Genomic DNA, 12,822 nt, shown 5'->3' with positions numbered 1-12,822 from the left:
TCCTTTGTCACACGTCCGCCCACTTCCAAGTCTTGGCACCCTCCCACCTATGCCAGATCGATCGCGAAGCATTGGCCACCCCCTGGCCCTGTTTTTCACTGCCCAGTTTCTCGCTCCGATGCCGAACCCGTGGTGCGCCCTGATCGCGTGCTTCATCTCGGTCGCGTGGTTGGCAGCCGGCTCGGGCGTTTCGACCGCCGCCGAGGGACAAGACGAATCCTTGCCGATCGAAACGGACGCTGAAAAGGTCCAGTGGTTCGAAACGAAGATCCGCCCGGCGTTGATCGAGCACTGCCTGGAGTGCCATTCAACGGAGACCGAAGCGAGCGGTGGGCTGGTGCTGGATTCACGCGACGGCTGGCAGAGCGGCGGCGATCTCGGCCCCGCGATTGTCCCCGGTGACGCCGCGGCAAGTCGCTTGATCGAAGCGATCGCGTACGACGATCCGGCACTGGAAATGCCCCCGGACGGGAAACTGGACGACGTGACGATCGCGGCGTTTCGGCGGTGGGTCCAGGACGGTGCCGTGGATCCTCGACAACCGAGCCGATCGAGCGGGGAGCCGACGCGGCAAACCGGGCTTCCCGTCGAACGTGCCCACGAACACTGGGCGTATCGGAGAATCGCGCCTTCTGATGCGTCGATCGATGCCTGGATCGACCGAGACCTGGCACGGCACGGACTGACCGCGGCGCCTCCGGCCGAGCCACGGGCGCTGGTGCGACGATTGACGTTCGACCTGCACGGGTTGCCGCCGTCGCCGCAGACCCTCGATGCCTTCTTGGCCGACCCGTCACCACGGGCCTATGAGCGGCTGGTGGATCGATTGCTGGCATCCCCACACTTCGCCGAACACTTTGCACGACGCTGGATGGACGTGGTGCGATATGCCGAATCGATCACGCTGCGCGGGTTCATTCTGCCCGAAGCGTGGCGGTACCGTGACTACCTGATCTGGTCCTATGCCAACGATCGACCCTTTGATCAGATGATTCGCGATCAGATCGCCGGTGACCTGCTGGCTTGCGACGACATCACCGAAACCCAACAGCGGGCGATCGCAACCGGATTCTTGGCACTGGGCAATTCGAACTTGGAAGACCAGGACAAGACGAAACTTGAATTCGATCACATCGACGAGCAACTCGAAACGATCGGACGCGCTTTCCTGGCGCAAACGATCGGCTGTGCCCGCTGTCATGATCACAAGTTTGATCCGATCCCGACGCGCGACTATTACGCGTTGGCGGGGATCATGAGATCGACCACTCCGCTGAAACACGCCAACCTGTCCAAGTGGATCGAAAAACCGCTGCCGTTGGATCCGGCTGACGAAGCGCACTATCGCTCATTGCAGACCCGGGCGGATGCCGTTGCGGCCGAATTAAAAACGTTGCAATCGCTGGAAAAAGGCGGCCCCGGCAACGACAAGCGTGTGGTTTCCGTTGACACGTTGGCGGGCGTCGTGGTGGACGACGCGGACGCGAGCGACGTGGGCACCTGGACCGAGTCGACGTTCGTCAAACCCTATGTCGGTGCGGGCTACCGCCATGACGGCACCACGGGACAAGGCAGCAAGTCGGTGACCTTCGACCCGGTCGATCTGCCCACCGGACGCTACGAAGTCCGCCTGTCGTACACGTCTCATGACAATCGAGCCACGAACGTCGTGGTCAAGGTGTTCAGCGCGAACGAATCGACCACGGTTCGGGTGAACCAACGCCGCCGCCCGCCGATCGACGGACTGTGGATTTCGCTGGGCGTTTTTCCGTTTGAAAAGGAAGGCCAATCGTTTGTCATCGTCTCCAACGAAAACGCCGACGGTTGCGTGATCGTCGACGCGGTTCAATTCTTGCCGGTCGACGGTCAACCGTCGGTGGCGAAGGGGTCGGCGGACGCGCCGGCTGGCGCAACAACCGATGACGTCGACCTGGAAGCCGTCGCGGCACGACGCAAAACACTCTCCGCCGAATTGAAACGGTTGCAATCCGAACTGAATCGACGGCCGAAGTATCTGACGGTCTCTGAAAGTGAACCACGCGAGGAAATCGCGGTCCGTGTTCGCGGCAACGTGCACCAGCTGGGCGACACCGTCCGCCGCGGTTTTCTCAGCGCCGTCGGGCCGGCGCAGCGCTATGCCGACCGCATCGGCAGCCGCGGCAGCGGTCGCGTCGAGCTTGCCGAGTGGATTGCCGATCCGAGCAACCCGCTGACGGCGCGGGTGTATGCCAACCGCGTTTGGTCGTGGCTGATGGGTGAAGGCTTGGTCGCGACCGAAAACAATTTTGGCACGACGGGCGAGCCCCCTTCGCACCCGGAACTGTTGGATGCGTTGGCCGCCGAGCTGATCGATCACGACTGGTCGACCAAATCACTGGTCCGAACGATCGTCTGCAGTGAAGCCTATCGCCGTGCCGTGACGGACGACGCGCGGCGGATCGCGGTCGACCCGAACAATCGGCTGTACGCATCGGGCAGCGTCAAACGCATTCCGGTAGAAGCCCTTCGCGATGCGATGCTGTGCGTCAGTGGTGAAATCGAACATCGCACCGGAGGCTCGACGATCCGCCCCGGCACCTCGTCGGACTACAACTACAAACACGACTCGAAACGGCGAAGTCTCTATTTGCCGGTGTTTCGCAATTCGCTTCCACCGTTGTTCGGACTGTTTGATTTTGCCGACTCCAGCGTGTCGGTGGGCCAGCGGGGTCAAAGCACGGTCGCACCCCAATCGCTGGCGATGATGAATCACACATGGATCATCGACCGCGCCCGACAGGCCGGCAAGCGATGGCTGCACGCGTCCGCCGACGGTCCGGCCGCGTCAAGCTCGGCCAAGTCAAGCTCAACCAAATCGATCGTCGAGCAACTCTACCTCGCCTGCTACGGCCGGCGGCCGGATGCGGATGAAATGCAACTGTGTCTCGAATACCTCGGCGGTGAAGACGCAGCGCCGAGTGAAGATCGGCTCGCCGACCTGATTCAATCCCTGTTCGCCTCCATCGACTTTCGGTATTTGGAATGAATGACGACATGACACCCGACGGGGAATTGATCGCGCGACGCATGATGCTGCAGCAATCGGCCTGCGGTTTTGGTGCTTTGGCTTGCGGCGCGATGGCCGCCGATGCGTTCACAGCGCCGACGTCTCTGGCGGCCGGTCCAGTGCCACCGCCGGGTGCACATCGAATGCCGCGGGCCAAACGGATCATTTTTTTGTTCATGCAGGGCGGTGTCAGCCAAGTCGACTCGTTCGATCACAAGCCGGCGCTACAAACCCACGACGGCAAGAAGATGCCGTTTGACGACGCCCGCGAATTTGCCCGCTCGGGCCAGCGCGGCATCGAACAACGGTTGATGAAGTCGCCTTGGGGATTCAAACCGTATGGCCAGTGCGGGCGTTACGTTTCGGATCTGTTTCCCGAGACGGCGCGGCACGTCGACGACCTGTGCTTCATCCATTCGATGCATACCGACGGGGTCGCACACGGACCGGCGACGCTGTTTCTGCATTGCGGCTCGACCAACTTCGTCCGCCCTTCGGTCGGCTCCTGGATCTATTACGGGCTGGGCACTGAAAACGCCGCGTTGCCGGGATTCGTCTCGATCGCACCCTCGATCGGCAACGGCGGGCCGCGAAACTATGGCAGTGCGTTTTTGCCCGCGCGATATCAGGGGACACCGATCGGCACCGCCGGTCGCAGCGATTTGGAGATCGACAACTTGGTCCGCCAAGACGCATCGATCGAGCGTCAGAAGGCTCAACTTGACTTGATCGATCAGCTGAATCGGCGACAGATCCGGCGACGCGGGATTCACAACAGTGAATTCGAAGCGATGCAGCAGTCCTACCAACTCGCCTGGCGGATGCAGCAGGTCGCACCGGACATTTTAGATTTGACCAGCGAATCGGCGACGACGCTTTCCGAGTATGGAATCGATGATCCCACGACCCAAGACTACGGCAGAAAGTGTCTGTTGGCGCGACGGCTGTGCGAGGCCGGCGTACGATTCGTGCAGGTCAACTACGGCGACAACTCGGCCAACCCCGCATGGGACCAGCACTCCAATCTGCCCAAACATGCGACACACGCCAAGGCGGTGGATCGACCGATTGCCGCGTTGCTGGCGGATCTCAAACGACGGGGCCTGTTAGAAGACACCATCGTTTGGTGGGGCGGTGAATTCGGTCGCACGCCGTACTCGCAAAGCAACGGCACCGGCCGCGACCACAATCCAGGCGGCTTTACGGTCTGGCTTGCCGGTGGCGGCTTTCGTCCGGGAATGGCTTACGGCGAAACCGATGAATTCGGATTCGCCAGCATTCAGAACAAGGTCCACATGCATGATCTGCACGCGACGCTGCTGCACCAGCTAGGTCTTGATCACGAGCAATTGACGTATCGTCACGCCGGTAGAGACTTTCGTCTGACCGACGTTTACGGCCGCGTGATTGATGAGATCATCAGTTGAGACGAAACCCATGTCGAGTTTCGTCGCGTGATCGCGTGTCAGTTTCCGACCAGCTGAACGTTTTCGGCTCGGGGTCCCTTGGGGCCCTGTCCGACCGTGTACGTCACTTCTTGACCTTCACGAAGGTCATTGAATTCGACGCCTTCGACAGACGAACTGTGGAAGAACATGTCGTTGTTGCTACCGTCGGTCGAGATGAATCCGAAACCTTTGTCGGTCACGCGTTTAATCTTGCCTTTTTCCATTTCCGTATCCATTGCTAAAAAACAGTTGTGCCTCGATGTGTTGCGAGAAACGTTCGCGCAACCTTGGAGACACGTGATCGTGATGCTTCGTTCCGGTGAAGGGGCGAAGCGTTTGTTTGGTTTGATGTTTATGACGAGGGTGAGTCGTTGGGATCGACGACATCGGTTGCGTCGGGTGCGAGCTCTGGTCCGGCGGACTTGCGTTCGTTGCGACGCTGTCGTTTCTCTTCCGCCTTGCGTTTCTTTTCCATCTCGCGTTGTCGTTTGGCGAAGGTGTTTTGATTTTTCGTGATTTGATCGACTCCTCTGAAACAAGTAGTGTGACGCAGGTCCCCGGCAGGCGAGGACGTTGCGGCCGAACGAGCGTGGCTTTTAAGCCGTCTTGGGTCGCACTTCGACTTTGATCCGGTCGATGACGCGAGAGATTCCTTCGACGGACGAAACCGCCCTGAGAATCTGCTTGCGCTCGACTTCGTTTTTGATCGTACCGTTGAGCGTGACTTCGCCGCTGCGCACATCACCGCTCACTTTGGGTGAACTGGAACATTTCTTAGACAACCGACTCTGAACGTTTTTGAGCAGCGTTTTGTCTGGGATTCGATTACCGAGGGCCATCGTTCACTCCTAGGTGAAGCGGATGAAACAAATACCAACGGTATCGGATCAACAGTTGCGCCGACTGAATGCACCGGGTATTGAATTGGGAATCCCGGAGTGGAATGGAACGTTTCATCCGTCGCGTTCCTCCCTCGGTCCGAGAAAGGGATTGGCGGGCGACGGTTTGGCATCACCCGGTTTGGTTGGGCTGTTCTTGCGATCGGAGATGCCGTTGGCTCGTGGCGGTTCTTTACGATCCACACCGGGAATCCAACGGACGGCTTTCCCGCGCAGATTTCCGCTCCGAAATGCCACCGCCATGGCTTGCGGGACCTGGGCCTCGGCATTGACCAAATGGGCTCGATTTTCGGCAACCTTGGCGAGCATCTGTTGGGTGTGGGCCACCGCTTCGGCCCGCCGTGCTTCGGCCCGGGCGCGGGCGATTCGACCATCGGCATCGGCCTGGTCACGTTGCAATCGGGCGCCGATGTTTTCACCGACGTCGATGTCCGCGATATCGATCGAGACGATGGCGAATGCGGTGTTCGAATCGAGTCCGTGGGCCATGGCGGCCTCCGAAATCTGAAGCGGCATTTCCAACACATCCATGTGGGTCGCCGACGACCCGATCGCGCTGACGATCGCTTGGCCGACCCGGGCGACGATGGTTTCTTCGGTCGCTCCGCCGATCAATTGATCCAGATTGGTGCGGACCGTCACCCGTGCACCGACCAGCAATTCGACACCGTTCTTTGCAATCGCGCTCAACAGCGGTCGGCCCTCGCGGGCTTCCGGGCAATAGATGACTTTGGGCGTGACACTCGTCTGCACCGCGTGCAGCACGTCGCGGCCGGCCAGATCGATCGCCGCGGCGCGATCAAAATCCAACTCGATCCCGGCCCGGTGCGCCACGATGATGGCCTGAACCACGTTCATCACATCTCCGCCGGCCAACGCGTGAATCTGTAAATCCGCGGTTCGGATGCCGCCCTGGCGATCGATCCGCAACCCGGCCTGTCGGCACATGATTTTTGCGGTGACCATCATCCGCAGATCCAACTTCAGCAGGTACATCACGATCAAGCTTTTCATCGTGATGTCCGCGCCGGACATGTAGGCTTGAAACCAGTACGCCCCGCATTTGCTGAGCACCCAGAACAACGCGATCGCGACCACACAGCCGATCAGCGCAGCGGCGATCAGAAGTTGCAGTTGGGAGGGCATCCCAATGCTCAAGACGGGTTCCAACAAGAACGCCAAATGTTTACCGCGCAGCTATCGTTTCGCTCATCGAGAAAACAATTGCTCTCGACACAGCTTTTTCACATTCCGGCTCACCTCATATTGAGGTTCACCCAAGGACGTTCATCCAAGTGATGCTGACGCTCTTTAGATCATTGACCGCACCAACGATCAGACGGGTGCGGGGGGCTCGCGTGGTCGGTTTGATCGACACGCGTCGCCGATCGACCGGCAATCGCAATGGATTATCGGTCGTGAATCATCATTCCATCCTACCGGCGCCACCGCCACCCGCAATGGAGAAAGTTCGCATTCGGTGAGAATAGACGGCGCGACCCTTCAAGGACGCACGCTCAGGCCGCGATCGGTTGATCGCCCCCGCACAAGCTCTGGTAGAATCGGTTGGTGCCGATCAATTCCTCGTGTTTTCCGCTGGCGGCGACCCGCCCCTGTTCGATCACGACCACGCGATGGGCCATCGCCAGGGTGCTCGGGCGGTGTGTGATCATCACCCCGGTCCGTCCGACCAGGAACCGTTCGAGCGCCTGGTGGATCAGCTGCTCGCTTTCCATGTCAATCTGACTGGTCGCTTCATCGAGAATCAGGATATCGGGGTTGCGCAGGAACGCGCGGGCCAAGGCGATGCGTTGCATCTGCCCACCGGACAGCCGCATCCCACCGGTCCCAAGGATCGTTTTGTAACCGTCGGGCGTCTTTCTGCGAATGAAGTCGTCGGCGAACGCCAGTTTGGCCGCCCGGACGACATCGTGCGAATCGGCACCCGGGCTGCCGTAGCGAATGTTGTTTTCGATCGTGTCGTCGAACAGGATCGTCCGCTGGGTCACCAACGCAAGCCGTTTGCGTAAGTCGCGGGTCCGCATTTGTTGGATCGGCACATCGTCCAACAGCAGCTGACCGCCTTGGGGGTCGTCGAAGCGACACAGCAGACTGATCATCGTGCTTTTGCCACATCCGTTGGGGCCGACGATGGCGATCGTTTCTCCGTGCGGGATCTCCAGATCGATTCCGCGGAGCACCTTGGGGCCGGAGGGATATTGATAGTCCACACCGTCGAACCGGATACTCGAGTGCGGTCGCAGGGGAGAACGCGGGGCGGTCGGTTCTTCGACCCGGACGGGCATGTCGACGATTTCCATCACCCGCACCGCCGCCGCGATGCCGCGTTGCAAACCGCTCCAAACGTCCGCCAACTTGCGGGCCGGGTCCGACGCACCGATCAAAAAGCTAAAGAACAAAAACACTTGGCCTTGTTCCAACGGTTCGGTTGTCATTTGCAAACCGAACAGATGCGTCTGCTTGTTCAGCACCAGGTAGCCGCCGGCCAGGATCGCCAGGGACACCGTGGTCATGCCCATCAATTCGGTCGTCCCACGAGCCAGCGTGTTGTAGAACGCCATCTTCATCGTTTTCTGGTAGTAGGCGAACGTGCCGCGGCGAAGTCGGGCGCGCTCGAAAGCCTGGGTGTTGGACGCTTTGACCAGGCGGATCCCGGCGAAGGAATCATTGAGCATCCCATACAACTGGCTCATCTCTTCCATCGCCCGTTTGCTGGCCCGACGGATCGCACGGCTTAATTGCTGCATCACGATGGCCAAGATCGGTGAGACGATCAGCACCAAGAACAACAGCCGGTGACAGACCACGGCGGCGCCGATCAAACACGCGATCATCTTCAGGGGTTCGCGGATCATGCGGCCGAGCAAGGTGGACACGCCCGCGGTGACCAGCGCGACATCATTGGTCAATCGCGACGTCAAGTCGGCCGAGCCGTTTTCGCCGAAGGCGTCCAGATCCAAACGGAGCGCCTTGCGAAAGAAGATCGCTCGTAAATCGATCGCCGTCCGCCCACCGACATACTGCACCCACATCATGTTGGCCGTCAGGGCGACCAATTTTAGCGCCGTGCCGACAACCAAGAACGTCAGGATCGCCAACAACGTCCCAAACGGCGTCGTCGGGGCATACGCGTCGACCCAGGGTTGGGCTTGGCGGTAATAATCCGACTTGTTGTTCTGTCGCGCCACCTGCGCGCGGAGCTCGTCGATGGAATCGCCCTGGGAGACCACGCCGGATTCGAGTTCGGCGATTCTGGCGGTGTACGTCTCCGCCGCCTGATCCGCTTTCTCAATCGACTCCTGGACGTATTCCGAAAGCGTATCGCCGGCAAAGACGACGTCGACGATCGGCAACACCGCACTGATATTGGCACTCCACAACAGTGCGATCGCCAGCGAGGAAACCGCGATTCCCGCGATGGCCCAGTGACGGCGAAATGCCAGTCTTAATACTCGAACGAAAGGCGTGTTCACGGGGCCGTCCTTGGTCACCGTAGTGGGCGATGCTATCAAAAAGGGTTCGGCCGACGTTCGACAACGTCGGTTGAGATGATTGATCCGATGGCGGACTCAAACTCGTTTTAGCGAACGACGATCCCTATGGCCAGTCCGTTCCGGAAATCGAGGCCGATGCAGGTCCCCGCGAAACATCGTCGATCAAAAAATCCCGGCGCCGAATTCCGAGTCGTTGCCGCCGACACGCTTCTCTTCCTGCTCGCTCGGTTTTCGTTGCTTGGAGGGGCTCGGCGAGGCGTGGGCCGGGTCAATCAACGCCGTGTCCACGTCTTCGCCGGCATCGGCAAAGTCGTCATCGTAGCGCGAACGATAGCCTGGTTGTTGGCAACGACTCAACTCCGCTTCAAACTCGTGAATCACCGCGTCCTGTATCAGTTCGCGGCACTCGCTGTTGATCGGATGGGCGACGTCGGCATACAGCTTTTGCGGCGAGTCGAGCGCGCCGTCGCTGTCGAAGGAAAGCTTGTGACCGCAATGGTTACAGTAACTGGCACGCAAATGATTCTTGTGGTGGCAGCGATTGCAATGACCGGTCAACTTCCGACTCGGCATCGCCACGAACGGTCCGTTGGCACCGTCGATGATCTTCAAATCGCGGACCACGAAACAGCCATCGATCGTGATCGAACAAAACGCTCGCAGCCGGTCTTCCGACGACTCCATTAACTTGATTCGAATCTCCGTTATCTCCACGATCTGAACTCCCTCGCTAATGACTGCGTTCTAGCTCGGCTCGATTTCAATGGGTGTCGCAGCAGGAACCGTTTGCGCCACACGAAGCAAAACACCAGGTTGCAACTCGGTCTCTAAACGCTTCACGATCTCCTTGGCCTGTTCGACATCCTTGGCAATCCCAAAACATGCCGAACCGCTACCAGTTAGTTGACACGGTTGGAGTCCGCATTGCCACAGTGATTCCAATAATTCGTTCAGCTGTGGCAGAATTTTCAACGCCGGACCGGTCAGCCGATTCATCATCGCCTGGCCCATCCGCTCGCGATCTCCACGCCCAAGCGCCTGCAAAAAGGACGTCGATGAAACCGCTCGCTCGGGAACCTTCAACTGTGCGTAAACGCCCGCTGTCGACAGGCTCCTCGATGGATACGCCACCACAAAGTGTATCGATGGACAGTCTCCCAGCGGTGACAACAACTCGCCGCGACCGGTCGCATGGGCCGCCATCACCGACTGGCAGTCCCGATCGGCAAGAAAGAACGGAACATCGCTGCCGATCGACGACGCGATCCCGTGGAGGACCTTTGTTTCGTTGTCAAATTGGTGAATCTGGGCAGCACAGTCAATCGCATGGGCCGCGTCACTGCTGGCACCGCCCATCCCGGCCCCGGCGGGAATCCGTTTGCCCAGTCGCACGCGGAAGCCCGTTTGGACGCCAAATTGGGTCCGAAAGGCCGCCAGCGCGCGGACGACCAGGTTGGAGTCGTCGGTGGGAATCCGCAGCAGCTCGGGCACGCGGCCCTGGCCGGCGTCCAGTCCCAACTCGCCGGCAACCGATTCGACCGAGGGCAACCAATCTGCCGTCAATTCGATTCGCGGCTGGGGAATCGATTCGATTTCCAGTTCGTCACGCCAGTCGATCGCGGCCATGACGGTGTCGATTTCGTGGTACCCGTCATCACGGCGGGCCGGAATCTCGAGAAACAGGTTCAGTTTTGCCGGTGGCGAGGTACGGGCGATCGTCATGATGGTTTTTAAGCCCGCTGGTTGGACCAAAGCGAAAGCAATTCGACCAAGTGTTCGGTCGCGGCAACCATTTCGTCCAGGCAAGCAAATTCGCGCACGCTGTGGATATTGTGTTGGCCGCTGGACAGGTTGGGCGTCGGCAGACCTTTTTCGGTCAGCACGCTGCCGTCGGTACCGCCGCGAACGATCGCTTTGGTGCACGGGCGGCCCAAGTTCTCAAACGCTTGTTCGGCCAGTGTGATCGACTCGGGCAACTTGGCCAGGCCTTCGCCCAGGTTGCGATATTGCCGCCGCGTGTTGACTTCGACTTTCAATCCCGGCCATTGCGATTCGACCGAGGCGGCGATCTGGCGGAGGGATTCCGCGTAGGTTTCCAAGTCGGCGGCATCGAAGGAACGGAGGATCAATTCGACGGTCGCTTCACCGACCCCGCCGCTGATGGAATTGGCGTGGATGAACCCTTGCCGGCCGTCGGTGGTTTCCGGCGTGTCGGTTTCGCGCGGCAGGGCGGCGATGAAATCGGCGGCGCCACGAACCGCGTTGATCATGCGGTCTTTGGCGATCGACGGATGAATGTTGTCCCCGAGAAAACGCACCGTGGCGGCATCGGCCGAAAACGTTTCCACGTCGACGATGCCGGCTCCGCCGCTGTCGAGGGTGTACGCCACATCGGCTGCTAGTTTTTGCAAATCGATCTTGTCGGTTCCATGGCCGATTTCTTCATCGCACGTCATCACGACCTTGACCGGACCGTGTTTCAGTTGCGGATTTTCGATCAACGTCTGGACCAGTTCCATGATAATCGCCACACCGGCTTTGTCGTCGCCGCCGAGCAGCGTGGTGCCGTCGGTCGTGATCAGGGTGGCACCGACCAGATCGCGGAGTGCCGGGCAGGCGTCGACACGAATCATTTCTCCATTGGCCAGTTCGATGTCGCCGCCGGGATAGTTTTCGATCACGCTGGGGCAAACGTTCTCGCCGGGTGCGTCGGGCGATGTGTCGACGTGGGCGACGAGTGCGACGACGGGCACCTCGGCATCGCCGACGGTGGACGGAACGCTCGCATAGACCAGGGCGTGTTCGTCTTGAACGACGTCCTCGGCCGCCATCGCAGCAAGCTCGGCGGCAAGCAGTTTGCCGAGTTCCCGTTGGCCTTCGCTGCTGGGATAGGTCCCGCTATTGGGATCGGCGGTGGTGGCGATGCGAACGTACCGTAGAAAACGGTCCAACAATCGGCGGCGGTTGATTTCGAACATGTGTCGTTTTGTGTTAAGCTCGTGCGGCAGGTGTCGGAAACGGATCCACACTCCAACACGATTTTTGAACCGGGATCAAGGTGATTGATGAGCGAAGACGTTTCCCATCTGGTATTTGACTGCGAAAGTATCGCCGATGGGGCGCTGATCGCGAAAGTCCGCTACCCCGGCCAGTCGCTTTCGCCGCAGGACGCCATCGCGCGTTATCAATCGGAATTGATGGAGGAGAAAGGGACCACGTTTATCCCCTACACGTTCCAGGTTCCCATTGCGGTGGTGGTCGCCAAGGTTTCCAAAGACTTTCGGCTGATCGATATTGTTTCCCTGGACGAACCGAATTTTCGCAGCCACGTGATCACGGCCCATTTTTGGAAGGGTTGGGAGATCTACAAGCGTCCCCAATGGGTCACGTTCAACGGTCGAACCTTCGATCTACCGCTGATGGAACTGGCGGCCTATCGCTTCGGCATCTCGATCGCGCCCTGGTTCAAAAACGACGGTTATCGATCGCCGCGGAATCGGTTTAGCGTCGATTCGCACCTGGACCTGCAAGATTTATTGACTAATTTCAGCGCCTCACGGTTCAACGGCGGATTGAACTTGGCGACCAAGCTGCTCGGCAAACCCGGCAAAATGTCGGTCACCGGCGACCAGGTCCAACAGCAATATGACGACGGGGACCTCAAGGGCATCAGCGACTACTGCCGCTGCGATGTGCTGGACACGTATTTCGTGTTCCTGCGGTCGATGGTGCTCAGCGGCAAGATGACGCTGGAGAAAGAAGTCGAGATCACGGCCGAAAGCAAGGCGTGGATCGAGGCCAAGGCCGCCGACTGCGAAGCCTACGCGACCTACCTGGAACACTGGGAAGACTGGTCGGATCCGTGGGAGAGTGATGCGGCCGACGCCGAAGGGTGAGAGTGACGAGGGCGGCAG

At 59.7% G+C, this 12,822-nt stretch carries 11 protein-coding genes; 3 read left to right on the top strand and 8 right to left on the bottom strand.

Going from position 1 to position 12,822, the window contains the following annotated elements; all coding sequences use genetic code 11:
• Positions 1-49: 49 nt before the first annotated feature.
• Positions 50-3,025, top strand: coding sequence for a DUF1553 domain-containing protein (locus Enr13x_RS00270; RefSeq protein ID WP_145384100.1), 2,976 nt, complete (start codon positions 50-52; stop codon positions 3,023-3,025).
• Positions 3,022-4,473: a DUF1501 domain-containing protein gene (locus tag Enr13x_RS00265; RefSeq protein WP_197455670.1), complete on the top strand. Its 1,452-nt coding sequence runs from the start codon at positions 3,022-3,024 to the stop codon at positions 4,471-4,473. Before Enr13x_RS00270 ends, Enr13x_RS00265 begins: the two co-directional genes overlap by 4 nt.
• Positions 4,474-4,511: 38 nt before the next feature.
• Here the strand turns inward: Enr13x_RS00265 and Enr13x_RS00260 are convergent, their stop codons facing one another.
• The 8 genes from Enr13x_RS00260 to pepT all read right to left on the bottom strand — a co-directional run bounded on the left by Enr13x_RS00260 (position 4,512) and on the right by pepT (position 11,886).
• A complete protein-coding gene (locus Enr13x_RS00260; protein ID WP_315856984.1) occupies positions 4,512-4,730 on the bottom strand; it encodes a cold shock domain-containing protein in 219 nt (72 codons plus the stop codon).
• A 116-nt stretch (positions 4,731-4,846) separates the two neighbouring features.
• A complete protein-coding gene (locus Enr13x_RS39290) occupies positions 4,847-4,969 on the bottom strand; it encodes a hypothetical protein (protein ID WP_261344164.1) in 123 nt (40 codons plus the stop codon).
• 121 nt (positions 4,970-5,090) lie between these two features.
• Positions 5,091-5,333, bottom strand: coding sequence for a BON domain-containing protein (locus Enr13x_RS00255; protein ID WP_095736653.1), 243 nt, complete (start codon positions 5,331-5,333; stop codon positions 5,091-5,093).
• Positions 5,334-5,447: 114 nt separating this feature from the next.
• On the bottom strand, positions 5,448-6,539 hold the full coding sequence (locus Enr13x_RS00250; protein WP_145384099.1) for a flotillin-like FloA family protein: 1,092 nt from the start codon (positions 6,537-6,539) through the stop codon (positions 5,448-5,450).
• Between the two features lie 371 nt (positions 6,540-6,910).
• Positions 6,911-8,887, bottom strand: a complete 1,977-nt coding sequence (locus Enr13x_RS00245; protein ID WP_145384098.1) for an ABC transporter ATP-binding protein — start codon at positions 8,885-8,887, stop codon at positions 6,911-6,913.
• Between the two features lie 183 nt (positions 8,888-9,070).
• Complete coding sequence (locus Enr13x_RS00240; protein ID WP_145384097.1) at positions 9,071-9,622, bottom strand: SpoVG family protein; 552 nt, start codon at positions 9,620-9,622, stop codon at positions 9,071-9,073.
• Positions 9,623-9,652: 30 nt separating this feature from the next.
• Positions 9,653-10,630 carry a 4-(cytidine 5'-diphospho)-2-C-methyl-D-erythritol kinase gene (locus Enr13x_RS00235; RefSeq protein ID WP_145384096.1) on the bottom strand — a complete coding sequence of 326 codons (978 nt, stop codon included), beginning with the start codon at positions 10,628-10,630 and terminating at the stop codon, positions 9,653-9,655.
• Between the two features lie 8 nt (positions 10,631-10,638).
• On the bottom strand, positions 10,639-11,886 hold the full coding sequence (pepT, locus tag Enr13x_RS00230; RefSeq protein ID WP_145384095.1) for a peptidase T: 1,248 nt from the start codon (positions 11,884-11,886) through the stop codon (positions 10,639-10,641).
• Positions 11,887-11,973: 87 nt separating this feature from the next.
• Between pepT and Enr13x_RS00225 the strand changes: the two genes are divergently transcribed.
• The gene (locus Enr13x_RS00225; RefSeq protein ID WP_145384094.1) at positions 11,974-12,804 is read left to right on the top strand and encodes a 3'-5' exonuclease; all 831 of its coding nucleotides are present in this window, start codon (positions 11,974-11,976) and stop codon (positions 12,802-12,804) included.
• Positions 12,805-12,822: the final 18 nt, after the last annotated feature.

The organism is Stieleria neptunia (genome assembly GCF_007754155.1).
GTDB lineage: Bacteria > Planctomycetota > Planctomycetia > Pirellulales > Pirellulaceae > Stieleria > Stieleria neptunia.
Note: the sequence above shows the minus strand (reverse complement) of the source record. Positions and strands in the feature narration are given on the sequence as shown.